23 protein-coding genes are annotated in these 24,458 nt (G+C 70.4%); 11 read left to right on the top strand and 12 right to left on the bottom strand.

The genetic code is table 11. From position 1 onward, the window contains the following. Positions 1-204: 204 nt before the first annotated feature. A complete protein-coding gene (locus tag STRIP9103_RS12775; RefSeq protein ID WP_009309451.1) occupies positions 205-975 on the top strand; it encodes an SLATT domain-containing protein in 771 nt (256 codons plus the stop codon). A 248-nt stretch (positions 976-1,223) separates the two neighbouring features. On the opposite strand, the gene STRIP9103_RS12770 is transcribed toward STRIP9103_RS12775, so the two are convergent. Beyond that, positions 1,224-3,509 carry a serine/threonine-protein kinase gene (locus STRIP9103_RS12770; RefSeq protein ID WP_048820174.1) on the bottom strand — a complete coding sequence of 762 codons (2,286 nt, stop codon included), beginning with the start codon at positions 3,507-3,509 and terminating at the stop codon, positions 1,224-1,226. Between the two features lie 322 nt (positions 3,510-3,831). Between STRIP9103_RS12770 and STRIP9103_RS12765 the strand changes: the two genes are divergently transcribed. The 7 genes from STRIP9103_RS12765 (at position 3,832) to STRIP9103_RS46350 (ending at position 13,270) form a co-directional block, all read left to right on the top strand. Continuing rightward, entirely contained in the window at positions 3,832-5,187 is a 1,356-nt protein-coding gene (locus tag STRIP9103_RS12765) for an aspartate aminotransferase family protein (RefSeq protein WP_048820185.1), read from the top strand. Between the two features lie 71 nt (positions 5,188-5,258). Beyond that, positions 5,259-5,861, top strand: coding sequence for a hypothetical protein (locus tag STRIP9103_RS12760; protein ID WP_048820173.1), 603 nt, complete (start codon positions 5,259-5,261; stop codon positions 5,859-5,861). A gap of 160 nt (positions 5,862-6,021) precedes the next feature. Beyond that, positions 6,022-6,723: a GntR family transcriptional regulator gene (locus STRIP9103_RS12755; protein WP_048820172.1), complete on the top strand. Its 702-nt coding sequence runs from the start codon at positions 6,022-6,024 to the stop codon at positions 6,721-6,723. Continuing rightward, entirely contained in the window at positions 6,720-9,281 is a 2,562-nt protein-coding gene (locus STRIP9103_RS12750) for a dolichyl-phosphate beta-glucosyltransferase (RefSeq protein ID WP_009309393.1), read from the top strand. Before STRIP9103_RS12755 ends, STRIP9103_RS12750 begins: the two co-directional genes overlap by 4 nt. Before the next feature lie 274 nt (positions 9,282-9,555). Further along, positions 9,556-10,206, top strand: coding sequence for a hypothetical protein (locus tag STRIP9103_RS12745; protein WP_009309435.1), 651 nt, complete (start codon positions 9,556-9,558; stop codon positions 10,204-10,206). A 48-nt stretch (positions 10,207-10,254) separates the two neighbouring features. Continuing rightward, positions 10,255-12,351, top strand: coding sequence for a serine/threonine-protein kinase (locus STRIP9103_RS45205; RefSeq protein WP_078613889.1), 2,097 nt, complete (start codon positions 10,255-10,257; stop codon positions 12,349-12,351). A 44-nt stretch (positions 12,352-12,395) separates the two neighbouring features. Then, positions 12,396-13,270 (top strand): IS5 family transposase gene (locus STRIP9103_RS46350; RefSeq protein ID WP_374005668.1). Its coding sequence is split into 2 segments (ribosomal slippage): positions 12,396-12,785 and positions 12,788-13,270, totalling 873 coding nucleotides; the frame shifts between segments, so codons are not numbered across the junction. A 55-nt stretch (positions 13,271-13,325) separates the two neighbouring features. Here the strand turns inward: STRIP9103_RS46350 and STRIP9103_RS12725 are convergent. Then, a complete protein-coding gene (locus STRIP9103_RS12725; protein ID WP_009309450.1) occupies positions 13,326-14,609 on the bottom strand; it encodes an adenylosuccinate synthase in 1,284 nt (427 codons plus the stop codon). 198 nt (positions 14,610-14,807) lie between these two features. Here STRIP9103_RS12725 and STRIP9103_RS12720 point away from each other — a divergent pair, with 198 nt between their 5' ends. Continuing rightward, positions 14,808-15,821, top strand: coding sequence for a diacylglycerol kinase catalytic domain-containing protein (locus tag STRIP9103_RS12720; RefSeq protein WP_009309331.1), 1,014 nt, complete (start codon positions 14,808-14,810; stop codon positions 15,819-15,821). A 113-nt stretch (positions 15,822-15,934) separates the two neighbouring features. On the opposite strand, the gene STRIP9103_RS52755 is transcribed toward STRIP9103_RS12720, so the two are convergent. Then, positions 15,935-16,063: a hypothetical protein gene (locus STRIP9103_RS52755; RefSeq protein ID WP_009309429.1), complete on the bottom strand. Its 129-nt coding sequence runs from the start codon at positions 16,061-16,063 to the stop codon at positions 15,935-15,937. Positions 16,064-16,126: 63 nt separating this feature from the next. Beyond that, positions 16,127-16,372, bottom strand: coding sequence for a hypothetical protein (locus STRIP9103_RS49880; RefSeq protein ID WP_009309367.1), 246 nt, complete (start codon positions 16,370-16,372; stop codon positions 16,127-16,129). A gap of 109 nt (positions 16,373-16,481) precedes the next feature. Here STRIP9103_RS49880 and STRIP9103_RS12715 point away from each other — a divergent pair, with 109 nt between their 5' ends. Both STRIP9103_RS12715 and STRIP9103_RS12710 read left to right on the top strand, forming a co-directional pair. Continuing rightward, positions 16,482-17,993 (top strand): APC family permease, encoded by a 1,512-nt coding sequence (locus tag STRIP9103_RS12715; protein ID WP_009309424.1) that lies wholly within the window; start codon positions 16,482-16,484, stop codon positions 17,991-17,993. A gap of 111 nt (positions 17,994-18,104) precedes the next feature. Continuing rightward, positions 18,105-18,737 carry a TIGR04222 domain-containing membrane protein gene (locus STRIP9103_RS12710; protein ID WP_048820171.1) on the top strand — a complete coding sequence of 211 codons (633 nt, stop codon included), beginning with the start codon at positions 18,105-18,107 and terminating at the stop codon, positions 18,735-18,737. A gap of 17 nt (positions 18,738-18,754) precedes the next feature. Here the strand turns inward: STRIP9103_RS12710 and hemC are convergent, their stop codons facing one another. The 8 genes from hemC to STRIP9103_RS12670 form a co-directional block, all read right to left on the bottom strand. Then, a complete protein-coding gene (gene hemC / locus STRIP9103_RS12705) occupies positions 18,755-19,690 on the bottom strand; it encodes a hydroxymethylbilane synthase (RefSeq protein WP_048820183.1) in 936 nt (311 codons plus the stop codon). Positions 19,691-19,739: 49 nt separating this feature from the next. Continuing rightward, a complete protein-coding gene (locus STRIP9103_RS12700) occupies positions 19,740-19,937 on the bottom strand; it encodes a DUF397 domain-containing protein (protein ID WP_009309408.1) in 198 nt (65 codons plus the stop codon). 198 nt (positions 19,938-20,135) lie between these two features. Then, a complete protein-coding gene (gene tgmC, locus STRIP9103_RS12695) occupies positions 20,136-21,368 on the bottom strand; it encodes an ATP-grasp peptide maturase system methyltransferase (protein ID WP_048820170.1) in 1,233 nt (410 codons plus the stop codon). Continuing rightward, the gene (gene tgmB, locus STRIP9103_RS12690; RefSeq protein WP_009309334.1) at positions 21,368-22,333 is read right to left on the bottom strand and encodes an ATP-grasp ribosomal peptide maturase; all 966 of its coding nucleotides are present in this window, start codon (positions 22,331-22,333) and stop codon (positions 21,368-21,370) included. Before tgmB ends, tgmC begins: the two co-directional genes overlap by 1 nt. Further along, the gene (tgmA, locus tag STRIP9103_RS12685) at positions 22,333-22,596 is read right to left on the bottom strand and encodes a putative ATP-grasp-modified RiPP (RefSeq protein ID WP_009309382.1); all 264 of its coding nucleotides are present in this window, start codon (positions 22,594-22,596) and stop codon (positions 22,333-22,335) included. The genes tgmB and tgmA overlap by 1 nt, the downstream gene beginning before the upstream one ends. Before the next feature lie 121 nt (positions 22,597-22,717). Beyond that, positions 22,718-23,566 carry a helix-turn-helix domain-containing protein gene (locus tag STRIP9103_RS12680; RefSeq protein WP_009309394.1) on the bottom strand — a complete coding sequence of 283 codons (849 nt, stop codon included), beginning with the start codon at positions 23,564-23,566 and terminating at the stop codon, positions 22,718-22,720. A 12-nt stretch (positions 23,567-23,578) separates the two neighbouring features. Further along, positions 23,579-24,094, bottom strand: coding sequence for a DUF6879 family protein (locus STRIP9103_RS12675; protein ID WP_009309345.1), 516 nt, complete (start codon positions 24,092-24,094; stop codon positions 23,579-23,581). Then, entirely contained in the window at positions 24,075-24,338 is a 264-nt protein-coding gene (locus STRIP9103_RS12670; protein WP_009309379.1) for a hypothetical protein, read from the bottom strand. Before STRIP9103_RS12670 ends, STRIP9103_RS12675 begins: the two co-directional genes overlap by 20 nt. Positions 24,339-24,458 lie beyond the last annotated feature (120 nt).

The raw sequence follows: 24,458 nt of genomic DNA, 5'->3' as shown, positions 1-24,458 counted from the left end.
GTGAGTCGGCGGGGATTCGTATATCTGATCAAGGGCAACTTCCAGGGGTAAAAGCGGTGAAACCGGGGTCTTCGCCACCCCTTGGGAGGTAGGAAGGGTCCGGCCGCGTGCGCGACGCCGGGCGCCGCGCGTACGGCCATCCGTACGTGCACGCCGTACGTGTCTCGCACTGTCGTCAGCAGCGTCGTCAGTAGGGAGTGCCGGGTGAGCCAGCCGGAGATGCAGCCCGAGGGGTGTCCCCCGGACGGGCGTGGTGACGGGTCCGGGCTGTGGGCGGAGCCGTGGACGGCGACGGATGGGCCCTGGGCCGGGGATCTGGCCGGGCGGCCGTTTCCGCACGGGGACTGGGGGGCGCCGGCGGAACGGCTGGACGAGCTGTACCGGTGGGTCGAGCGGACGGCGCTGGAGACCGCCGGGTGGTATCTCGCCGACCGGGTGTGGAAACGGCTGGGGGCGCGGGTGCTGCGCGTCGGGGCCGTCTTGGGGGCGCTCGTCGGGGCCGCGCTGCCGCTGCTCGATCTCACCGGGGTGATGGGCGGGGTGGCTCCCTGGGGGTACCTCGCGCTGTTGTCGTGCGTGGCGTGCGTCGCGGTGGATCGGTTCTTCGGGGTCACGTCCGGGTGGATGCGGGATGTGGCTACGGCCCAGGCTGTGCAGCGGCGGCTTCAGGCGCTGCAGTTCGACTGGGCGTCGGAGAGTGCGCGGGAGGTGCTCGGGCCGACGGAGGGGACGGCCGGGGAGGCGGCGGAGCGATGCCTCGGGGTGCTGCGGCGGTTCTGTGAGGACATCACGGAGTTGGTGCGGGCGGAGACGGCGGACTGGATGTTGGAGTTCCGGAACGGGGGGGTGGTGCCGCTGGGGCTTCAGGGCGGGGGCTCCGGGGGCCGCTCCGAGGGCGCCTCGGGTGGGCGCCTCTCCATGCTCCCGAGTGCCCGCCCGAACATGCCTCGCCAACGTCCCCCGGAGGCCCGCTGACCGCCTTTCCTCGCCCCCGCCGCCCCTACCCGTCCCCTCCCCCAGGGGCTGCCTCCCCTTCGACCCCGCCGCGCCTTCCAGCTCGGGGGGATGGAGGTGGGTCGGCGGGCGCGGGTGGGGATCCGGGGGGGCCGGTTCCTGGACGTACGACTGGAGTTCGACCGTCATCCGGCCCGAGGAGGCCGCCGCGTACTCGGCGCCGTAGTAGGGGCTCGCGCCGGGTGTTCGGCGAAAGTTCGCCCGGCGGCTCAGCCCGCCTTCGTGTACGTGACCGCCTTCCCCGCCGTGTCGACGCGCCGCAGCCGTCCGTCGGGCAGGAGGGTGACGGTGGTGGCGGCGCCCGGGGAGCAGGAGGTGGCCGGTTCACCGACGGTGACGGTGGAGGGGCCGATCTGGAGAGGGCCGCCGTCGGCCGGTTCCTCCGTCAGCTCCGCCTCGAACACACAGTGGTACGTGCCGCCCCCTTCGAGCGGGCCGTCCGCCGTGAGGGAGAGCACCGTGTCGCCGACCTCGCCCTGCTGGATGACGAGTTCACGGGTGTCCTCGCTGTCGGCGCCGCCGAGGGCCGCGTTCCAGGTGCCGAGGAACTCCTCGGGGATCGTCCCGGCGTCCGGGGACTCGGTGGTCGGCTCCGGCGACGTCGCCGGGTCCGACGGCTCGGGTGTGCTGGGCCCCGGGGTCGCGGGCGCGCTGGTGGTCGGCCCACTCCCCTTGGCGTCGTCCTCCTTGCCGCCGCCCTTCTTCATCACCGCGTAGACGGTGCCGCCCGCGCCGAGCGCCACGACCAGGGCGACGATCACGAGGAGGACGGAGGAACGGCCGCTTCTGCGGGACGGTTCGGGGGCGACTCCTTGGCCGGGGCCGTAGACGGGGGGCGGTCCGTAGGGCGGGGTCGGGCCGAGACCGGGGGCAGCGGTTCCGGGGCCGCCGTGGTCATGGCCGTACGGCGTCTGACCGTGACCGTACGGGGAGCCGTCCTGCCCGTACGAGCCGTACGGGGCCTGCGGGGCGGCGGCACCCTGGGGATAGCCGTACCCGGGGGCGGGGGCCGGGCCTTGCTGCCCGTAGCCGGAGGCGGCCCCCTGCTGCCCGTAGCCGGGAGCGGCGCCCGGCCCATGGCTGGGGACGGCGCCCGGCTGCTGTCCGTACCCCGCAGGCCCCTGCGGGTGCTGCTGCGGCTGCTGCGGGAAGCCGTACCCGGCGGGTGCGGGTCCCTGTCCGGGCGGCGCGCTCGGCGGAGGCGGCTGGGAGCCCGCCGCCCCCACGATCTGCGTGGGCAACCGGTCCAGCGGGGCCGAACCCGGCGTACCCGGCGGGGGCGGTACGGCACCACCGTCGGGCGCGGCGGAGGCGTGCTCGGCCGGAGCCGAGGGCGGGGTCGCCGGGCCGGGCGGAGTCGCGGAAGCGGGCCCGGGCGGAGTCGCGGGCGCGGCGGCGGGCGGCTGCTCGGTGAGACCGGGCGCTCCTGCCCGACCGTCCTCCCCAGGAGTCACCGCCGCTCCCTCGCTGTCCGTCCCCACCGCCCCCGGAGCACCCGCGGCTCCCGCGGCTTTCCCAAGCGGCACCGCCCCCGGCGTGCCCTCCGCTGTCCCCGGCTCCTCTCCCGGCGCCTCCTCCGGATCCTCGGCATCCAGCAACTGCACCGCGTGCCGCCCCAGTTGGGCCACGAGGGCACTCGGCAGCCAGGGGTCGCGGGACCGGCCGGCGAAGACGGTGTCCTCGGCCCCCGTCCGCAGCAGGATCTGGGCCAGCGTCGGACGGGCGGTGGGGTCCTTGCGCAGGCACTGCCGTACGAGGTGGTAGAGCCCTTCGGGCAGCCCCGCCAGGTCGGGCTCTTCCTCGGCGATGCGGTACATCAGCGCGTGGACACCGGAGTTGGCGGCGCCGAAGGGGAGGTTGCCGGTGGCGGCGTAGGCGAGGATGGAGCCGAGGCAGAAGACGTCGCAGGCGGGGGTGATGCGGTCGCCCCGCACCTGCTCGGGCGCCATGAACCCCGGCGACCCGACGACCGCGCCGGTACGGGTGAGCCCGCCGTCGGTGACCGTCTCCAGCGCCCGCGCGATACCGAAGTCGATGACGCGCGGCCCGTCGATCGTGATCAGCACGTTGGACGGCTTGAGGTCCCGGTGGATGAGCCCGGCGGCGTGGATGTCCTCCAGCGCGTGCGCGAGCCCGGCGGCGAGGATCCGTACGGAACGCTCGGGCAGCGCCCCGTGGTCCCGCCCGACCACGGTCTGCAGGGACGGCCCGGCGACGTACCCGGTGGCGACCCAGGGGATCTCGGCCTCGGTGTCCGCGTCCAGCACCGGTGCGGTCCAGTACCCGCCGACCTGCCGCGCGGCCGCCACCTCCTGGCGGAACCGCGCCCGGAACTCCTCCTGCACGGCCAGCTCACGCCGGACGAGCTTCACAGCGACGGTACGACCGCGGTCGGAGCGGGCCAGGTACACCATCCCCATCCCGCCGGCTCCCAGCCGCGCGAGCAACCGGTAGGCCCCGATCCTCTGTGGATCCCCCGCCCCGAGCTTCTCCATGGCTACCGTCCCCGCCTTCCCCCGAGCCCCCGTGCGAGCCTTCGTGGCTTCCTTACGCGAGTGTGTACGCGTACGTGTGAGTACGTACGTGTACGTACGCAACGGACCGATCGTAGTGCGGCCACGAGAACAGCCGAATGGACCGGCGTCTACGGTTCCGTAACAGCCCCGCGCCCTGAAGGTCCGCTGCGACCACGTAGATGGGGGAGGGACGGGTAGGGGCGGCGGGGGCGACAACATGTCGCGTTCCAGCCCCGCGCACAGACAGGACGCCGATGTCTCCGACACACGTCCCACCCCTACCCTCACCCCCATGACCCCTCTGACCCCCCAGCCAGATCCCCAGGTCGGCGCCAAGGTGAAGGCGGCGGACCGAGCCCACGTCTTCCACTCCTGGTCCGCCCAGGAACTCATCGACCCGCTCCCCGTCGCCGGTGCGGAGGGTTCGTACTTCTGGGACTACGACGGCAACCGCTACCTGGACTTCACCAGCGGCCTCGTCTTCACCAACATCGGCTACCAGCACCCCAAGGTCGTCGCCGCGATCCAGGAACAGGCCGCGACGATGACGACGTTCGCCCCGGCGTTCGCGGTCGAGGCGCGCTCGGAGGCCGCACGGCTGATCGCCGAACGCACGCCGGGCGACCTGGACAAGATCTTCTTCACCAACGGGGGCGCGGACGCGGTGGAGCACGCCGTGCGCATGGCCCGGCTGCACACCGGCCGCCCCAAGGTGCTCGCCGCGTACCGCTCGTACCACGGCGGCACCCAGCAGGCCGTGAACATCACCGGCGACCCCCGCCGCTGGGCCTCCGACACCGCCGCGGCCGGGGTCGTGCACTTCTGGGCCCCCTTCCTCTACCGCTCCCGCTTCTACGCGGAGACGGAGGAACAGGAGTGCGCCCGCGCGCTGGAACACCTCGAAACGACGATCGCCTTCGAGGGCCCCTCGACGATCGCCGCGATCATCCTGGAGACCATCCCGGGCACGGCCGGCATCATGATCCCGCCGCCGGGCTATCTGGCAGGCGTCCGCGACCTCTGCGACAAGTACGGCATCGTCTTCGTCCTCGACGAGGTCATGGCGGGCTTCGGCCGCACGGGCAAGTGGTTCGCGGCGGACCACTTCGACGTGGTCCCGGACCTGATGACCTTCGCCAAGGGCGTGAACTCGGGATACGTCCCGCTGGGCGGCGTGGCGATCTCCGGGACGATCGCCGAGACCTTCGCCAGGCGCCCGTACCCCGGCGGCCTGACGTACTCCGGCCACCCGCTCGCCTGCGGCGCGGCCGTGGCCACGATCAACGTGATGGCGGAGGAGGGCATCGTGGACAACGCGGCGGAACTCGGCGCGACGCTCATCGAACCGGCCCTGCGCGAACTGGCCGCCCGCCACCCCTCGGTCGGCGAGGTACGCGGCGTGGGCATGTTCTGGGCCCTGGAACTGGTGAAGAACAAGGAAACCCGCGAGCCGTTGGTCCCCTACAACGCGACGGGCGAGGCCAACACCCCCATGCTGGCCTTCGCCAAGGCAGCCAGGTCCCAAGGCCTCTGGCCCTTCGTCAACATGAACCGCACCCACGTGGTCCCGCCGTGCAACATCACGGAGTCGGAGGCGAAGGAGGGCCTGGCAGCACTGGACGCGGCGCTGACCGTGGCGGACGAGTACACGGTGTGAGGCGATGACTCCGGCCGGATTCGCGCGATCAGCGGGGCCGACGGTTGTGGCCGTGGCATCTTGGCCAGGTGATGCACAGGACAGAAGAGGAGTGGCTGGCGACTCAGCGTCCGTCGCGGATACGTGAGGTCCAGGCCGGTCGCCTGGCCTGGACCGAGGTCGATCTGATCGACATCCAGGGCGGGTCCGCGCGTCCGTTGCGTGAGGGGCTGGAAGTCTTCGGCGTCCAGGTGAACTACCTGCGGGTCGGCCAGCCCCGCCATCTGGTGGCGGCGCTGGACGGCACGAGACCGATCGCACCGTATGTGATCCTGTCCTGCCACGGCGACGAGGGACGCATCCTGATGGACGACGTCGCCGAGGAACTGGCCGAATTCCAGCCGTTCAACGGCGCCGTCGGCCCGGACCGGGTACGCGAACATCTCCGCCTGCCGGGCAGCGTCACCCTCGCCACCGGCTGCGACACCGGGGACCCCGCGCTCGCCGAGGCCTTCCTCGACGCCGGCGCCAGCATGTACATCGCCCCCACCGGCGCCCCGTTCGGCTACGCGAGCGTGTTCGCCCCGCTGTTCTTCTTCTACGAACTCACCGAGCGGCGCACCCCCTCGGCGGCCGTCGAACACCTGCGCGCACACGACACCGAACTCGCCATGTGGCAGCTCTACCAACGCTGACCCCACACGCCCACACGGGTCCACGAGCCGCACGAGTCGGCACAGTGGGGCAAAAACTCCTCGCTCGAACCCGAACGCGTAAGGTGACGTGCTCGTAAGAGAACACAGAGAGCACGCACAGGAATGCGTACCCGTACGCGGATGGGGGACCCAGACCACGATGCCCGGCACCGGCGGTGGCAATGGCGCCGTGACCCGTAGCACCCTGCGGCAGCAGCTCGCGGACGCGCTCCGTGACGAGGTGCTGGCCGGCCGTCTGAAGCCGGGGCAGGAGTTCACGGTGAAGGAGATCGCCGAGCAGTACGGGGTGTCGGCGACGCCCGTGCGCGAGGCCCTGGTCGACCTGTCCGCGCAGGGCCTGCTGGAGGCCGTACAGCACCGGGGTTTCCAGGTCCACGAGTACTCGGTGGCCGACTACCGCAGCATGGTCGAGGCCCGTGTCCTGGTCGGCGAGGGCATGTTCCGCCGGATCGGCGACCGCAAGGTCGACCCCCGTACGGCCGCCGCGCTCGCCGGGGTCCAGCGCCGCGGCGAGGAGGCGCGGCGCGCCGCGACCGCCGGTGACCTGAACATCCTCATCGGCTACGACCTGCGGTTCTGGCGCGAGCTGACCTCCCTGTTCGGTAACCCCTACCTCACCGACTTCCTGCACCGGCTGCGCGTGCAGTCCTGGGTGTGCGCGGTCCAGCACCTGCGCCGCGCGGACGACCTCCGCGGCCGGCTCTGGTCCCGCCACACCGAGCTCGTCGACGCCCTCACCCGCCGCGACGCCCAGACCGCGCGGCAGATCGTCGCCGGGTACGACGAATACTCCCTGACCCTCGTGGAAAACCCGGCGAACGGGGAAGCGGAGGCCGGATGACCACGCCCCCCGCGGGCGTCGGCCCCCATGTCGGCGTCGACCTCTCCGTCGTCATCCCCGCCTACAACGAGGAGGGCCGCCTCGGCCCCACCCTCGACGCGATCGTCGCCCATCTCGCCGCGACCGAGACCGCCGCGACCTGGGAGGTCATCGTCGTCGACGACGGCTCGACGGACGGTACGCGCGACGTCGTCGCCGCCTTCACCGCCCGCGACTCCCGCGTCCAGCTCATCACCGGCGGCCCCGAGAACCGCGGCAAGGGCCACGCCCTGCGCCTCGGCGTCTGCGCCTCGTACGGCCGCCGCGTCCTGCTCACTGACGCCGATCTCGCCGCCCCCATCGACGAGTTGGAACGGCTCGACAAGGCCCTCGCCGACGGCAACTCCGCCGCGATCGGCTCCCGCGAGGCCCCCGGCGCCAACGTCGAGCAGCGACAACACCGGCTGCGCGAAACCCTCGGCCGCGCCGGCAACTTACTGATACGCGGCCTCGCCGTGCCCGGCATCCGCGACACCCAGTGCGGCTTCAAGCTCCTCGACGGCGACCGCGCCCGCGAGGCCTTCGCCGCCTCCCGTCTCGACGGCTTCGCGATAGACGTGGAGATACTCCGGCATTTCCGGCAGAGCGGCTGGCCCGTCGCCGAGGTCCCCATCCGCTGGTCCCACCAGCCGGGCTCGAAGATCCGCCCCCGCGACTACGCCCGATCCCTGACCGACCTCGCCATCCTTCGGACCCGTACGACCAAGCCCCGCACAGCCGAGACCCGTACACCCGCCCCCCGTTCCCTCGACGCACCCGGCTCACCCCGATCCCCCCGCCCGGCACTCCGCGCAGCGCTCCGCTCCCTCCGCCCCGCCGACGCCGCCGCGCTCACCCTCTTCCTCCTTCTCTCCCTGGCCCTCCACTCCGGCCGCTGGCCGGATCCGAACGGCCGCTACCTCCCGGACTCCCTCCAGGACCAGAACCAGTGGGAGTGGTTCTTCGCGGTGACGGCCGACAACCTCGTCCATCTCCGCAACCCCCTCTTCACCACCGCCCAGGGCTTCCCGGACGGCGTGAACCTGATGGCCAACACGGTGATGCTGGGCCTGTCGGTCCCCCTCACCCCGGTCACGCTCACGCTCGGCCCGGCCGTCTCCCTCGCCCTGGTGATGACGCTGGGCCTCGCCGCGACGGCCGCCGCCTGGTACTGGCTGCTCGTCAAGCGAGTCGTACGGCACCGGGGCGCGGCCTTCGCGGGAGCGGTCCTCGCCGCGTTCGCCCCGCCGATGGTCAGCCACGCCAACGCGCACCCCAACTTCGTCGTCCTGTTCATGCTGCCGCTGATCATCGACCGGGCCCTGCGGCTGTGCACGGGCGAGCGGACGGTACGGGACGGGGTGGTCCTGGGCCTGATGACGGCGTACCAGATCCTCCTCGGCGAGGAGCCGCTGCTGCTCGCCGCGATGGGGATGCTGCTGTTCGCCGCCGCGTACGCCGTCGTGCGGCAGGACGTGGCCCGCGCCTGCTGGCGCCCCCTGCTGACGGGGCTGGGCATCGCGGCCCTGGTGGCGATGCCTCTCGTCGGCTTCCCGCTCTCCTGGCAGTTCTTCGGCCCGCAGAGCTACTCGGACATCGCCCACGGCGACAACACCGGCAACAGCCCCCTCGCCCTCCTCTCCTTCGCCGAACGCTCCCTCCTCGCCGGCGACCGCGCCCGCGCCGACGCGCTCTCCCTCAATCCCACCGAACAGAACGCCTTCTACGGCTGGCCCCTCGTCCTCCTGGCCCTCGGCATCGTCGTACGCCTCTGGGAACGCCCCCTGGTCAAGGCGCTCGCCTTCACCGCGCTCGCCGCCGCCGTCCTCTCCCTCGGCACGAAGATCCGCCTGCCGCAGACGGACCTCGTCGTCCCCGGCCCCTGGACGCTGCTCGCCGAGAAACCGCTGTTCGAGGCGGTGATCGAGAGCCGGGTGGCGATGATCTGCGCCCCCGTGCTCGGCATGCTGCTGGCCCTCGCCTGGGAACGCCTCGCGGCGACGAACGGCCTCGGCACCCGGTACACCGGCTTCATGGCGATCGCCCTCGCCCTGCTCCCGATCGTCCCCGCGCCGCTGACGTCGATGGAGCGGCCCGAGGTCCCGGCGTTCATCGCGGACGGCACATGGAAGTCGTACGTGGACACAGAGGCCGGCGAGACCCTCGTACCCGTCCCGCTGCCGGACGCCGGCAACGCGGAGGCACTGCACTGGCAGACCACCGCCGACTTCGCCTTCCGGATGCCCGGCGGCTACTTCAACGGCCCCTTCGGCGAGGACCGCACCGGCATCTACGGCGCCGCCCCCCGCCACACCTCCAACCTCCTGCGCGACGTCCGCTACACCGGCGAACTCCCGGTCATCGGCGAGAACTGGCGGGCCCAGGCCCGCCGCGACTTCGCCTACTGGCACGCGGGCGCACTCGTCCTCGTCCCACAGACGTACGACGAGCAGCTGCGCGCGACGGTGGACAAGCTGGTCGGCCATCCGGGTAGGTGGGTGGGCGGTGTGTGGGTATGGGACCTGCACGAGACCGCATAGGACAGGCGCGAGAGTCACGCGAGAATCACCAGGGCCTCAGCGGGAACCCGTGGAGGCCTCGGGCCCCCGTGGACCCGTACGCGAACCCACAGAACCCGCGCCGGCCCTCGGCCCCCGCACCACACCGTCCGGAACCCGCACACCGACCCCGTAGGGGTCCGCACGAAGGGGACTGAAGCGGCCCCCACCGACTACGCTTCCCTGACCACTGTGTGCCGTGCGCGAACCGCTCCGTACCGTGCGTGGCATGCCGGATGACGCGAGGAGTTCTCTTTTGGCCTGTGACCTCTGGTTGGTCCCGCTCGTCGACGTGTTGTGCCACACGCCCGACAATCCCTTCGCCGAGGAACTCGCGCTCTACAACAAGCTGCTGGGCGAGGCCGGGCTGCCACCGGTGCCGGTGTTCCAGTACATGCCGGGGATGACCGGCGACGTCGCCCCGGTCGCGGGCTTCGACTACGACGCGCTGCACTTCCTGCGCCGGGCCTATCTGCTCCAGGTGTGCGGTCTGGCGGTGACCCCGGTGGACGAGCTGGGCGGCGACTACGAGCAGCTGCTGGAGATGTTCGAGACGACGGCCCAGCAGTCGCACCTGGTCTGGCACTACGACCACGCCGGCGCGTACGTCCCGGTCGACTTCCCGCAGCCGCTCGCCGACGAAGAACTCCTCGCCGGTGGCGGCCCCTTGGGCTCCTCCCAGGCGCTGCTGCGGGAACTGGAGTTCGTGGCCCCGGCGATCGGCATCGACCCGGCGAACCCCCCGGCCCCGCCCGAAGCCCCCCTCGCCCCGACCGAGCTGGAGGAACCGGCCGTTCCGGCGCCGTACGATCCCAGCCCCTTCGCCCGGGAACGCCATGTCTGGCTGGGCCTCCACGCGGCGACGACCCGAAGCCTGGCGCAGGGCTCGATGATCGTCTTCAGCTGAGCCGGAAGCGGGCACCGTCCGAGGCGTGTTGTGCGAAGATCCGGTGCTATGCGTCCACTCACCGCTGAGGACCCCTCGCACATAGGCGCGTACCGGCTCGTAGGGCGGCTCGCGGCCGGTGGGATGGGGCGGGTCTATCTGGGGCGGGCGCCCGGTGGGCGGATCGTGGCCGTGAAGCTGGTGCACGGGGAGCTGGCGCGGCAGGGGGAGTTCCGGGAGCGGTTCGCGCGGGAGGTGCGGGCCTCGCGGAAGGTCGGCGGGGAGTGGACGGCGGCCGTACTGGACGCCGACACCGAGGCCGAGGTGCCGTGGGTCGCCACCAAGTACGTGCCCGGACCCTCCCTGGAGTCGGTCGTGGAGGACGGGTACGGGCCCTTGCCGACCGCCTCCGTACGGGCCCTCGGCCACCGGCTGGCCCTCGCCCTCACCTCGATCCACGACGCCGGCCTGGTCCACCGCGACCTCAAACCCTCCAACGTCCTCCTGACCGCGGACGGCCCCCGCGTCATCGACTTCGGCATCGCCCGCGCCCTCGACACCGTCACCGGCGGCGGTCTCACCCGCACCGGCGCGGTCATCGGCTCCCCTGGCTTCATGTCCCCGGAACAGGTCCGCGGCGAACGCGTCACCACCGCCTCCGACGTCTTCTCCCTCGGCTCCCTGCTCGCCTACGCCGCCACCGGCCGGCTGCCCTTCGGCACCTCCGAAATCGGCCTCCACGCCCTCATGTTCCGCATCGCCCAGGACGAGCCCGACCTCACCGGGGTACCGGAGGACCTGGTCGACCTGATCCGCGAGTGCCTGGCCAAGGACCCGGCGGCCCGTCCGACCGTGGCCGAGCTGATCGACCGCACGCGCACCCCGGACTCCGACGCCGCCTGGCTACCGGCCGAACTCCTCGCCGGACTCGCCGACCACGCCGTACGGCTCCTGGACACGGACGGCCCGGAACCGACGGTCCTCGACGCCGCCGCGCCCGGGTCGACATCGCCACCGACACCGGCCCCCGCCCCGACTCCGGCCGACGCGAAGACTCCGGCACCCGCTCCGACTCCGGCCGACGCGAAGACTCCGGCACCCGCTCCGACTCCGGCCGACGCGAAGACTCCGGCACCCGCTCCGACTCCGACCGACCCGAGGACTCCGGCACCCGCACCCCCCTCCGGCCTCAAGCCTTCCCGGGCACGGCGGCGGGCGGCCGTTCTCGGCACCGTGCTGGCCGTGCTCATCGCGGCGGTCGTCTTCGTCGTACTACGGCCGGACGGGGAGAAGGAGCAGGGGGCGAAGGGGACCGGCGATCCAACGGCCTCGGCCACATCCTCCGCGTCACCGTCCAAGTCGGCCTCGGCGTCGGCCTCCCCCTCCCCGTCCGGCTCGCCCTCCGCCTCCGCCACGCGGGCATCCACCGCCGAACGCATGCCGAAGTCGCTGGTGGGGGCCTGGGAAGGGAAGGAGAAGACCAGCGACGGGATGGTCCGTACGCCTCGGGTGCGGATCGAACTGCGGGCGGGCGCGCGGGGGCAGCCGCTCGCGGTCTATTCGCGGCTCGGCTACTTCTCCCTCTGCCGGGCCCGCAGTTCACTGCGGTCGATCGACGGGAACTCGATCACACTGGGCGAGGCCCGCTGGGAGGACGAGCAGACGGTCGAGGGCGAGAACCGGGAGGAGTGCGGTGCGCCGCCGTCGAAGCAGACGATCAGGCTTCTGGCCGAGGACGAGAGCGTCGAGTGGACCGGCGACGGTTCCTCGCTCGAACTCTTCCGCGCCGCCACCGGCGGTTCGCCCATCCCCGAGGAGTTCCTGGGCAGATGGGAGTTCGTCGACCTGGAGGGCAACCGTATGGGCAGGTTCCTCACCATCGAGCAGAGCGCCGTGGGCGGCGAGATCGTCACGCGGAACAACTTCGCCCCGGGCTGCGAGTACACCCAGACGCTGAGCGCGGTGAACGACGGCATCTGGTACGGCCCCCAGATCGTCGGCTTCGACGACGACAGCGAGGGAGAGGACGCCTGCGAGAGAGGCGCCAACGGCAGCATGTCCATCGAGCCGAACGAGGGTGGCGAACTCCTCATGTGGCAGATGTACGACCTCGGCAGCGAGCCGGGCACGCTGGTGCGCGCCCGGCCCGCCGACGCGGGGCACTAGGGTGCGTTTCATATGTGGATCTTGATGTGTCAAGATCCCACTTCGTGGGGCGGCATGATCTGACGAATACACAGTGGGCGAAGCTGGAGCCCCTGCTCCCGGTCGGCAAGAAGCCTGGACGGCCACCGGTGCACACCAAGCGGCAACTGATAGACGGCATACGGTGGCGCACCCGCGCCGGTGCTCCCTGGCGGGACGTGCCCGAGCGCTATGGCCCGTGGGAGACGGTCTACGGCCTGTTCCGCCGCTGGCAGCGGGACGGCACCTGGCACCGCATCTTCGAACAGCTGCAGGCCCAGGCCGACGCCGAGGGACTGATCACCTGGGACGTCTCGGTGGACTCGACCATCGCCCGCGCCCACCAGCATGCGGCCGGCGCCCGCAAAAAGGGGATCTGCAGATCGAGCCGCCAGGCGGTGTGTTCATCGAGCCCGACGACCACGGGCTCGGACGCTCCCGGGGCGGGCTGACAACCAAGCTCCACCTGGCGGTCGAGCAGGCCCAGAAACCGATGTCGCTGGTCATCACGGCAGGACAGCGCGGTGATTCCCCGCAGTTCCAGGTGGTCTTGGGCCGCATCCGGGTGCCCCGGCTCGGGTCGGGCCGCCCGCGCACCCGGCCGGACAAGGTGCGTGCCGACAAGGCGTACGGCTCCCGCGCGAACCGTGCCTACCTGCGCAAGCGCGGTATCCGCTGCACGATCCCGGAGAAGCGCGACCAGATCGCCAACCGCAAGAACCGCGGCTCCCACGGCGGCCGGCCACCTAAGTTCGACAAGGCCGACTACAAGGAGCGCCACGCGGTCGAGTGCGGAATCAATCGCCTCAAGCGGCACCGCGCTGTCGCCACGAGATACGACAAGTTGGCAGTTCGCTACGAGGCGACCGTGCTGGTCGCAGCCATCAACGAGTGGCTGTGACCAGCACTTTCAAAACGCACCCTAGATCACTCGGGGCCCCGGATGACGCCGGGCACTAGATGAACGAGTTGATCTCGATCGTCTCGTCGCGGCCCGGGCCGACGCCGATCGCGGAGATCGGGGCGCCGGACATCTCCTCCAGTGCCTTGACGTAGCCCTGGGCGTTCTTGGGGAGGTCGGAGAAGGACTTGGCCTTCGTGATGTCCTCCGACCAGCCCGGCAGGGTCTCGTAGACGGGCTTGGCGTGGTGGAAGTCCGACTGGGAGTAGGGGAGTTCCTCCACGCGCTTGCCGTCGATCTCGTAGGCGACGCAGACCGGGATCTCCTCCCAGCCCGTCAGGACGTCGAGCTTGGTGAGGAAGAAGTCCGTCAGGCCGTTGACCCGGGTCGCGTAACGGGCGATCACCGCGTCGAACCAGCCGCAGCGGCGGTCGCGGCCCGTCGTCACGCCCCGTTCGCCGCCGATGCGGCGCAGGGCCTCGCCGTCCTCGTCGAAGAGTTCCGTGGGGAAGGGACCGGCGCCGACGCGGGTCGTGTACGCCTTGAGGATGCCGATGACGCGGCTGATCTTGGTCGGGCCGACGCCGGTGCCCGTGCAGGCGCCGCCCGCGGTCGGGTTCGACGACGTCACGAAGGGGTACGTGCCGTGGTCGATGTCCAGCAGCGTGCCCTGGCCGCCCTCGAACAGGACGACCTTGCCGTCGTCCAGGGCCTGGTTGAGGACCAGGACCGTGTCGGTGACGTACGGGGCGAGCTTGTCGGCGTAGCCCAGCAGCTCCTCGACGACCTGGTCCACCGCGATCGCACGGCGGTTGTAGAGCTTGGTGAGGAGCTGGTTCTTGACGTCGAGGGCCGCCTCGACCTTCTGCGTCAGGATCGACTCGTCGTACAGGTCCTGGACACGGATGCCCACGCGGTTGATCTTGTCCGCGTACGTCGGGCCGATGCCACGGCCGGTCGTACCGATCTTCCGCTTGCCGAGGAAGCGTTCCGTGACCTTGTCGACGGTGACGTTGTACGGCGTGATGATGTGAGCGTTGCCGCTGATCAGGAGCTTGGACGTGTCGACGCCGCGCTCGTTCAGACCGCTCAGCTCGGAGAGCAGGACCGACGGGTCGACGACGACTCCGTTGCCGATGACCGGAGTGCACTCCGGGGTCAGGATTCCGGAAGGGAGCAGGTGCAGGGCGTACTTCTGATCGCCCACGACCACCGTGTGGCCGGCGTTGTTGCCGCCCTGGTAGCGCACCACATAGTCGACGGAGCCGCCTAGCAGGTCCGTCGCCTTTCCCTTGCCTTCGTCACCCCACTGAGCACCGAGCAGCACAAGTGCGGGCACGCGCGTACACCCCTTCCGGGCGGGGCATGTCCAAGGTCGGGGGCGTACGCGGTGGCTCATATCCACCGCGTGCACCGCGACCGTCGTTGGCCGCAAACTGTTGGACCCGGATGCCCCGGAATAGACGAAGCCCCTGGCGCAATAGCGCAAGGGGCTCTTGCACAAAGATGCTACCCGAGGAAGCGAGGCAGGACCGAGGTGTCGACTCCCGACCAGCTCCTCGTGGTCATCGACCCCCTCGCCCGTCATACGGACGGTGAGTCGGTACGGATCGCGAAAGACGTGCTCAGCGCGGGTGCGGCGAGTACGAAGGTATGCCTTCCGGACGGGCCCGAGGAATTCGCGCGCGTGCTCTCGCGGCGGGGTTCGCGGCGGCCGGTCGTCGTCGGCGACGACCGTGCGCTGCTGCGGGCCGTGGCCATTTTGCATCGCCGGCGGGAGCTGGCCGCGTGCGCGCTCTCCGTCGTCCCGGTCGGTTCGGCGCTCGGGCTCGCCCGGTCGCTCGGCGTCCCGACCGGCGCGGTGGCGGCTGCCCGGGCCGCCCTCGACGGCGTCGAACGCCGACTGGACCTCCTCGTCGACGACAGCGACGGGGTGGTGCTGGGCAGACTCCGGATTCCGGCGCTGCCGGGTGCCGCCGCCTGCGAGACGGAGGCCGAGGCGGAGACGGAGACGGGGATGGATACGGGGACGGGTACGGGGAGAAGCGTTGCGAGGGGGGTCGGGACAACGGGCACGGGGGCCGATCCCGGTGCGCCGGGGGATGGCTCCGGCAGCTCGGGAGGTGGCCTCGGCGGGGCTCACTCATGGCTGCGTGCCTGGCCCCAGTCCCTCGTCCGTACGTTGTCCACGCGGCCTTCGCGTCCCGCCCGGGGCCCCCGGGCCTCGCGTCCCGCTCGCATACGGGTCGCCTCGTCGGCCGGGGTCGGGCCCTCGCGGCTGCGGGTGGAGGTGGACGGGGTGGTACTCGTGGACCTGGGTCAGCCGGTGGAGGCCGTGTCCATCACCCCCGGCGCGGGCGGCGGTGCCGAGGTCGAGGTCCGGCCGGTGTCGGTGGGCGCCGAGGCCGCGCCGCTGCAGGCGGTGGGCAAGCTGGTCACCGTCTCCGGGGCGGACTTCCGGTACCGGGCGGATTCGCTGGTGGCGGGACCGGTGCGGACACGGACGTGGACGGTACGGGAGGGAGCCTGGGGGCTGACGTTGCCGGGGTGAGGTGATGACGCCGGACGGGCCGCGATGTCGCCGGACGGGCCGCGTCGCCGGATGGGCCGCGATGTCGCCGGAGGCGTGAAGGGCGCCCATGGTGGTGCCGGGCGCCCCGGGTGTCACCGGAGGTTGTTGACGACCACCGACGCGCGGAACCAGCGGCGTTGGTCGCCGTAGAGCCGTCGCTGGGCGGCGGCCAGACAGCCGTCGGTGTGGGCACGGACGACATGCCCGGTGGTCAGCCGCAACGACAACTCCGTCCGCCCCGGCCTGGGCCGGCAGACCGCAGGTCAGCGCGGTGACGGTCGGCTTCACGACGGGGCTCCGGTGGCGGCGAGGGCGGTGAAGGCGGCGGGCAGGGCGGCGGGACGGCGCATGGCGGGGTTTCCCCAGGGACGGTCGGCGACGGCAGCGGCGGGACGGCGGCCAGCGGGAGCTGACGCGGCATCCTTCCCGGCCTTTGTTCCGGTATGCGCGATATCCCCCGTTCGGGTGAGAAAAAGGATCACGATGACGGCCGTACCGAGAATTTTTCTAAAGGTCTGGTTGACAAACATTTAACGCCCCGAGACTCTTGGCCGACTCATTCGGGCTACAGAGTTCCGGTCCAGCAGGTCCATACGGCAGCGAGCCGGGCGATCACGGCAACCAGGAAGGGGCCACCCGATGGCGGTACAGGAAGGCGTCGCTCCCGAGGCACCCGACACGAGCCCAGGCACCGTGCACAGGCTCAAGCCCAACGCGGTCGGCCTGCTGGGCGTGGTGTTCATGGCGGTGGCCACGGCCGCCCCGATCACCGCGATGACCGGCAACGTGCCCTTCATGGTGTCGTCCGGCAACGGCATCGGGGCCCCGGCCAGCTACCTCGTCGCAATGGTCGTACTGGCAATCTTTTCCGTCGGCTTCACCTCGATGGCGAAGCACATCACCTCCACCGGCGCCTTCTACGGCTTCATCTCCTACGGTCTCGGCCGCACCGTCGGCCTCGCCTCCGGACTGCTGGCGACCTTCGCGTACGTCGTCTTCGAGCCGGCCCTCATCGGCATCTTCTCGGTCTTCGCGACGACGACCCTGGAGGACCAGACCGGGACGCACGTCCCCTGGTGGACCTTCGCGATCCTGATGCTGGCGATCAACGCCCTGGGCACCTGGTTCGGCGTCTCGGTGGCCGAGAAGCTGCTGGTCGTGCTGCTCGCCACCGAGGTGACGATCCTCGCCGCGATGGCGATCTCGGTCGCGCTGCACGGCGGCGGCCCGCACGGCTTCACGTTCGGCCCGGTCAACCCCGTGAACGCCTTCCAGGGCACCTCCGCCGGCCTCGGGCTGTTCTTCGCGTTCTGGTCGTGGGTCGGGTTCGAGTCGACGGCGATGTACGGCGAGGAGTCCCGCGACCCGAAGAAGATCATCCCCAAGGCGACGATGATCTCGGTGCTCGGCGTCGGTGTCTTCTACGTCTTCGTCTCCTGGATGGCCATCATCGGCAACGGCGAGAAGGAAGCGGTCGCGGCGGCCTCCTCCGCCAACCCGCTCGCCATGTTCTTCAACCCCACCGAGCAGTACGTCGGCCACTGGGCGGTCGTCGTCATGCGGTGGCTGATGATCACCGGCTCGCTCGCCTGCGGCATGGCCTTCCACAACTGCGCGGCGCGCTACCTCTACGCCCTCGGCCGCGAAGGCGTCCTCCCCTCCCTCCAGCGGACCATCGGCCGCACCCACCCCCGGCACGGCTCCCCGCACATCGCCGGCCTCGTCCAGACGGCGGTGACCGGCGTCCTCCTCGCCGCGTTCGCCCTCGCGGGCAAGGACCCGTACACCGGTACGTACGTCCTGCTCGCCATCCTCGGCACGATGGCCATCCTGGTCGTCCAGGCCGTCTGTTCCTTCGCCGTCCTCGCCTACTTCCGCTCCCACCACCCCGAGTCCCGCCACTGGTTCAGGACCCTTGTCGCCCCGCTGATCGGCGGCGTGGCGATGCTCGCGGTGGTCGTCCTGCTCGTGTCCAACATGGGCGTGGCGGCCGGCCCCGAGTCGGGATCGCTCGTCCTGCGGGCCACGCCGTGGATCGTCGCGCTCATCGCGATCGGCGGGGTGGCGTACGCCCAGTACCTGAAGCACCGGGCGCCCGAGCGGTACGCGCTGCTGGGACGGACGGTGCTGGAGGAGACGAAGGAGCGATAGCCCTTTCGCAAGCTCAAGTGTTCCTCTGAACAGGCCCCGGGAAGGGTTGTGGGCGGTTCTGTCCGGTGACACTGCGGGCAGGCGGGGGTGTTTCAAGGGGGTGAGCCCGAGATGCGGTTGGGCTTTCGGCGGAGTGTGGCGGCGGCCGGGGAGGAGAACCGGGCGCTGGACGTGTACGACGTCGCGTTCTTGGCGGGCGGGGCGCATCGGGTGGCCGACAGCGCGGTGATCGCGCTGGCCGAGCGGGGGCTGGTGACGGTCCGGGGCTCGCGCGTACGCGCCGTGGGCCGGGAGCGGCCCCACCATCCGGTCGAGCGCGTCCTGATCGCGTCATGCCTGCGCAGCCGGACCGTCGTCGCCGTGCACACGGCCCTCCAACGCTCCCCGGAGGTCGAGGAGATCGCCCGCCAACTTGCCGCGCGGGGCCTGGTGACGGGCTCCCGGCGCCGCTTGACCCGCGCGGGCCGACGGCGACTGCGGACGGCCGAACAGGACGGGAACCTCCCGGCGTACGTCTTCGACGGCCCCGCCGTCCTGCCGCGCGGCCCCGTCCGCCGCGGCATCGCCACCGTCCATCCGATCCCGTCCGGCCTCGGCCGCGCCCTGGTCCGCATGGGCAAGACCCTGGACCACGGCTACGACTACGACTACGACTCGGATGCGGACACCGGCTCCGGTCCGGGGTCGGACTCCGGCTCGGGTGGCGGGTTCAGTTGCGGTGGTGGGGGTGGTGGCGGTGACTGAAACTCGGCTCCGAAATCTCAGTGGGGGATGGTGTCGATCAGGTCGCGGGCGCCCTGGCGCAGCAGGGCGACGGCGACGGAGGTGCCGAGGGTGGCGGGGTCGAGGCGGCCCGCCCATTCGTGGGCGTTGAGGACGGTCTTGCCGTCCGGGGTGAACACGCTGGCGCGCAGGGACAGTTCGCCGTTGCGTTCGGTGCGGGCGTATCCGGCGATGGGGCTGTTGCAGTGGCCCTGGAGGACGTGCAGGAACATGCGCTCGGCGGTGGCTTCGCGGTGGGTGTCGGGGTCGCCGAGGTCGCTGACGGTCTCGATGAGGTCGGTGTCGCCCTCGCGGCACTGAAGGGCGAGGATGCCCGCGCCGATCGGCGGCATCATCGTCTCGACGTCCAGGATCTGGGTGATCGCGTCGCTGCGGCCGATCCGTTCGAGACCGGACACGGCGAGAAGCAGTGCGTCCGCCTCGCCGTCCGCGAGCTTCCGCAGTCGCCGGTTGGCGTTGCCTCGAAACGGTACGCAGGTCAGGTGCGGGTGGGATGCCGCGAGTTGGGCGGTGCGCCGTACGGAGGAGGTGCCGATCCTGGTGCCGGGCGGCAACTCGTCGAGGGTGAGCCCGCCGGGGTGGACGAGTGCGTCGCGGATGTCGTCCCGCTTGAGGAACGCGGCGAACGCGGTCCCTGCGGGCAGGGGCCGGTCGGCGGGGACATCCTTGACGCAGTGCACCGCCAGGTCCGCCTCTCCCGCGAGAAGCGCCGCGTCGACCTCCTTGGTGAACGCGCCCTTGCCCTCGACCTTCGCCAGGTCGCCCATCCACTTGTCGCCGGTCGTCTTCACCGGCACGACCGTGGTGCGGATGCGCGGGTGGAGCGCGGCCAGTTCACCGCGCACGCGCTCCACCTGAGCCAGGGCCATCGGCGAGTCGCGGGAGACGATACGGATGAGCTCAGGAGCGGACATGCCGTCCACGATAGTCCGTCAGATACGGGCGCCGACCTGTACCGCCGGCCTACTGGTCGAACCGCCCGTCCTTCGCACCGGCCAGGAAGGTGTGCCAGCCGGTGGGGGTGAGGTGGAGGAGGGGGCCGTGGGGGTTCTTGCTGTCGCGGATGGCTCGGCCGCCGGTGGAAGTGAAGGCGACCTCGACGCAGTTGCCCTCGCCTGCGGTGTACGACGACTTCCAGAAGGGGCTTACGACCTCGGTCACGGTGTGTCTTCCTTGCTTCTCTGTAGTGCGCGCCGAATGAGCTGCGCGCTTGCATAGTTGAGATCCCCTCAGCGAAGCCGCCGAAAACCGCCCCGCCACGCTGGATCCGGGCGCCGTACCGACACCGACTGTCAGTCCCGGATGCAGGTCGGCTCCTGGGCATGTGCCGGGCGAGCATGCGGAGGCGCGCCAGCGTGGTCAGGCGCTGAGTGGGGGGTGTGCGTGGTTCCAGCGGAGAGCCGGGTGGTCGCCGATCCAGTACGAGCGGGCCTCGGTAGTGATCCGCTGTCCGCCGATCCAGTAGGCGTGCGCCTTGGGAGTGACCTCCATACGGACGGAGGTGATGTCGGGTTCGCCGGCGTCCCGCCACGCGGTGACCACGCGTTCGACGGCGTCCCAGATGGCGACCGGTCCTCCTTGCCGGACGTGCCACTCGTCGCCGTCGGCGGTGAGGGCGGCGAACGCTTCACGGCTGGTGTCGAACAGGTAGACCGTCTCCCGACTACCACTGACGGCTCGTACGAGTTGGGTACCGGGTGCGGCGAGCTGGGCCAGGAAGGCGGGCATCCAGTCGTTCAGCACGTCCGGGGAGAGACTGGTCCGCCGCTCTGTGTCGGCGTGGGCGGCGCGGGCCGACAGATCTCCCGAGAGGGGGACGGCTGCCTCCGCTCGGGCAGGCATGAACGAGGTTCGGCCGATGATCCGGCCCTCCGCCGTGCCGTCGTCCTTGACGGTGAGCTTCGCCAGGCCCGTGCCGTAGGACCAGGCGCTGGGGCCTACCGTCGCGAGGATGATTCCGCCGGGCCTGGTCTGTCTGACCCACGCGTAGGGGATGCGGCGGACGGCGCAGGTGGCGATGGTTCGGTCATACGGTGCGCGGCTGGGATGCCCGAGGAGACCGTCCCCGGTGACAGTCCATGTCGAATACCCCGCCTCCTCCAATGCCGCGTCTGCCCGCCGCGCTACGAGGGGGTCCACTTCCACGCTGGTGACGTTGTCCTCTCCCAGTCGATGGCACAGCAGGCCTGTGGAATAGCCCGTGCCCGTGCCGATCTCCAGCACGCTCATGCCGTCGTCCACGTCCAGCGCTTCGTTCATCCCGATGACGGTCGCGGGCATCGTGGAGGACGAGGTGGGGTAGCCGGTCACCGGACCGTCGGCCGTCTCGGGGGTGACGTGACCGTCGATCTGCGTCACCCAGGTCTCGGTCCGATAGACGAGCGTCAGCCACTCGTCTTCGCCGGTGTCGCGGCTCACGGGCGTGTAGCGGGTGAAACCGTCCAGGCCGGTCTCGTCCTTGAAGAACGACGGGAGGAACCGTTCCCGGGGTACGGCTTCGACCGCCTTCCGCCATGCGGGGGTCTTCAGAACGCCGCCCTCTTCCAGGTGGTCGGCCAGAGCGCGGCGGAGCCGTGCGGGGTCGAGAGGCATCACGTTGTGGCTCCTTGCTCCAGGAGGTCGGCGAAAGCGGCGGCGATCGGCAGCCCTGTCTCGTCTTCGAGCCAACCCCATTGGCCGTTTGGGTTCAGCTCCAGCCAGCGGAGGTCACCGTCAGGAGTGATGCACAGGTCGAAGCTGCCCGAGGCGAGACCGAAGTGCTCCAGATGGGCGGTCAGGGCTTTTTCCATCCCAGTGGGCAGAGTCATGGGCTGGTAGGTCAGGGCGCTGTAATCGGCCCGCCAGTCCAACAGGTCGGAGTCGATCCGGATGGCGAACACCTTCGGGCCGACGACGACCACTCGCACGTCCGCGACCTTGTCGACGCGCGCTTGGAACAGGTGCGGGGCCACAGTCACGCTCTCGTCCACCTCGTCGGCGGTGACAGGTTCGGTCCAGGTGGTCAGCCCCATGCCGTCGCCGCGCCGGTAGGGGGTCCAGCGCAGTGTCTTGTAGATCGCCTGGCCGTGATCGGTGATGAAGGCGCGGATGGTGGCCAGATCGTTGGAGATCAGTGTGGGCGGGACCGTGAGGCCAAGGCGTTGGGCCACGGCCAGTTGCATGGGCTTGTGTTCCGCCGCGTGGTTGCTGAGCGGGTGGTTCACGTAGCGGCAGTTCGCCAGGGCGTAGAGCGTGCCGCCGAGGCCATGACGGACCTGAGCGGCCGCGAACCGGGCGTCGGGGTCGCCCAGATGCTCGAAATGGGGCCACGTCGGGCGACGCCAGTACAAGGACCGCACCCCTTCCAGAGTGGTGTTCCTGGAGGGAGTGCGGAGGCGGCCCACGGGGGTGGCCTCCAGGCCGGCGCCGAACCGGGCTGACAGCAGGAGGCGGTCACCGATGTCGGAGGGGTCGAACCGCACGACCGGGACACCACGTTCGTTCAGTTCGGTGATGACCATGTCGGCGGTCACATCGTCCACCTCGGTGACGACCGCGACCGCTCCGGTGCCGGTCATCAGTCCTGCTCGCTGTCCTGGTCGTGGTCCGTGTCGTTGCGACTGTCCTGGTTGGTGGATTGGGGCTGCGTCTCGGTTCCCTTGCTGGTTCCGTGCTTGCCCAGCTCCACGACACCACCCAGCGCGTCGCGGAAGACGGTGGTCTGGGTGACGTGGTCGAGTTCGGCGGTCGCGTAGCCGGGCTGGTAGGTGCTGGGGTACGGACGCATCCGGCTGATGCCCCAGGGCAAGCGCGGCTGGGCGGTGACCGTGGTCTGGTGCATGGTGTTCCTCTCCTCGGCTTCTTGTGGGTGCCACACCGCCCTCGACATCGGGCGCCATGGCCACAACGCTAGGAACCCACGCTCCCCAACTACCAGGCGATTGCAGGTGATTGCAGGGTGATCATCTGAGCGAGCCCATGGCCGTCGTGATCAGTGCGCGGGCCTTCGTGCCGTAGACCGCGGTGGCCGCCAACACGGCGAACGTGTCGGCGTACGCCGCTACCTCACTGGGCTGGGTGAGGGTGAGATAGCCGGAGACCAACTCGACGTTGACCTGTGCTTTGTCGTAGATCCAGAATCCTTCTACCGGCATCCGAGAACGTCCCAGCCGCATGGGCACCACACCCAGGCTGACATTGGGCAGCGAACCGACGGTGAGCAAGTGCTCAAGTTGTTCGAGCTGTGTGGCCACCTCGCCAAGTGCGTTCCTTAGAACCGACTCCTCGATCAGGAATGCGAAGCGACGGTGTCCCTCGTAAAGCACGTGCTGACGCTCCATGCGCGCGGCCACGGCGTCCGCCACGTCATCGATCTCCACCCGTCTGCGCTGGACCCCTCGCAGCACGTCTTCCGTGTAGCCGTACGTCTGAACGAGTCCGGGTACGAGCCCGGGTGAGTACGAACGGAACCAACGGGTTCGCTCGTACAGCGGCAAGCGGGCTTCCTGCGCCTGTCGGAGCCCCGCACGCTCCATCCGGCGCCATTCCACGAACATGCCCTCTACAGCCCGGAGAGAGGCAATCAGGTCGCTTGTTTGATCTTCCTTCCCACACGCCCGGCACCAGGCGCGGATGTCGTCTTCGGACGGCGAGGTCTTCGCCGTCGAGATCCGGGACACCTTGGACGGATGCCACCCGCACGCCTGTGCAAGTCCCTTGCCGTCCAACCCGGCGTCCTTGCACATCTCCCGGAGACGATCGGCAAGGACGCGCCGGGCTGCCTGAACACTTGACGAGCCTGATGCGGGCATGGTGCAGACCGGTCAGACCGGCTTGTACTCCTCGTGCGGCGTGGCCCGTTCCCAGACCGTTTCGAACGCCGTACCGACCAACTCCACCACGGCCGGCTCAGTGCGCCATTCACGGTCGACCACCTCTCCGATTCCGGAGAAGTAGGTGAAAAGCACCGAGGAGTTGTCGAACATCCACAGGTCGGTTCCGGGGAGCGGGATGTCCGCCGCCCTTCGCCGGGGCAGCCACCGGACCAGCTCACCGGCCGTGACATTGGGGAACGTCACATCGTACTCGTACTTGATGTAGTCCGTCACCGGTTCCGAGACGATCCGGGCCCGTCTCATCACGACTCCGCGTTCCGTCGTCTCGGTCACCACGTCCAGGAATGGACGCCACCACGTCGATCGGTCCGCGGTGGGGTCGAGACGCTTGCCGTTCTGCCACTCGATGAACTCGGGGTCACTGGGCTGGTAGGCATCGCGCATTTCGAGGTGAACCGCTGAACGCTTGGCCCTGGCCAGCCCCTCAAGAACGGGGTTCGTCACTGGCGCTGTCCTCCGGGCGCGGGATGTACTGCAACATGACCTTGGGCAGCCGGATGATCGTCTCGTGATCCGGCACGTCCGTCGAGTGGCCGGGGACGGAGCCGATCTCCTGGCACACCTTCACCTCGGCCTCCGTGGCTTTGTACGACTGGACGAGCAGGTCTCCCGTGTCCTCGTCCAGCCAGATCGTCGGCGAGTCCGTGTCAGGTGTGTTCGGGATGATGCCAAGAAAACGTAGCCGCATTCCCTCTCCCGGTGCCGATGCGATTGCATCCGATTGCACGACTTTGCCCCGGGCGGCAGAGGGCGTCAATAGGGCACGCGTGTACGGCGGTTGGCGGCAGTGACCACTTCGAGTGGACGG

The sequence above is a fragment of the Streptomyces ipomoeae 91-03 genome, assembly GCF_000317595.1.
Lineage (GTDB): Bacteria > Actinomycetota > Actinomycetes > Streptomycetales > Streptomycetaceae > Streptomyces > Streptomyces ipomoeae.
This window is presented reverse-complemented; position numbering and strand designations above follow the sequence as displayed.

Coding starts and splice junctions, on each gene's coding strand:
- STRIP9103_RS12770 (WP_048820174.1), bottom strand. CDS start 3,509: ATGGAGAAGCTCGGGGCGGGGGATCCACAGAGGATCGGGGCCTACCGG.
- STRIP9103_RS12760 (WP_048820173.1), top strand. CDS start 5,259: ATGCACAGGACAGAAGAGGAGTGGCTGGCGACTCAGCGTCCGTCGCGG.
- STRIP9103_RS12755 (WP_048820172.1), top strand. CDS start 6,022: ATGCCCGGCACCGGCGGTGGCAATGGCGCCGTGACCCGTAGCACCCTG.
- STRIP9103_RS12750 (WP_009309393.1), top strand. CDS start 6,720: ATGACCACGCCCCCCGCGGGCGTCGGCCCCCATGTCGGCGTCGACCTC.
- STRIP9103_RS45205 (WP_078613889.1), top strand. CDS start 10,255: ATGCGTCCACTCACCGCTGAGGACCCCTCGCACATAGGCGCGTACCGG.
- STRIP9103_RS49880 (WP_009309367.1), bottom strand. CDS start 16,372: ATGTTTGTCAACCAGACCTTTAGAAAAATTCTCGGTACGGCCGTCATC.
- STRIP9103_RS12715 (WP_009309424.1), top strand. CDS start 16,482: ATGGCGGTACAGGAAGGCGTCGCTCCCGAGGCACCCGACACGAGCCCA.
- STRIP9103_RS12710 (WP_048820171.1), top strand. CDS start 18,105: ATGCGGTTGGGCTTTCGGCGGAGTGTGGCGGCGGCCGGGGAGGAGAAC.
- hemC (WP_048820183.1), bottom strand. CDS start 19,690: ATGTCCGCTCCTGAGCTCATCCGTATCGTCTCCCGCGACTCGCCGATG.
- tgmC (WP_048820170.1), bottom strand. CDS start 21,368: ATGCCTCTCGACCCCGCACGGCTCCGCCGCGCTCTGGCCGACCACCTG.
- tgmB (WP_009309334.1), bottom strand. CDS start 22,333: ATGACCGGCACCGGAGCGGTCGCGGTCGTCACCGAGGTGGACGATGTG.
- tgmA (WP_009309382.1), bottom strand. CDS start 22,596: ATGCACCAGACCACGGTCACCGCCCAGCCGCGCTTGCCCTGGGGCATC.
- STRIP9103_RS12680 (WP_009309394.1), bottom strand. CDS start 23,566: ATGCCCGCATCAGGCTCGTCAAGTGTTCAGGCAGCCCGGCGCGTCCTT.
- STRIP9103_RS12670 (WP_009309379.1), bottom strand. CDS start 24,338: ATGCGGCTACGTTTTCTTGGCATCATCCCGAACACACCTGACACGGAC.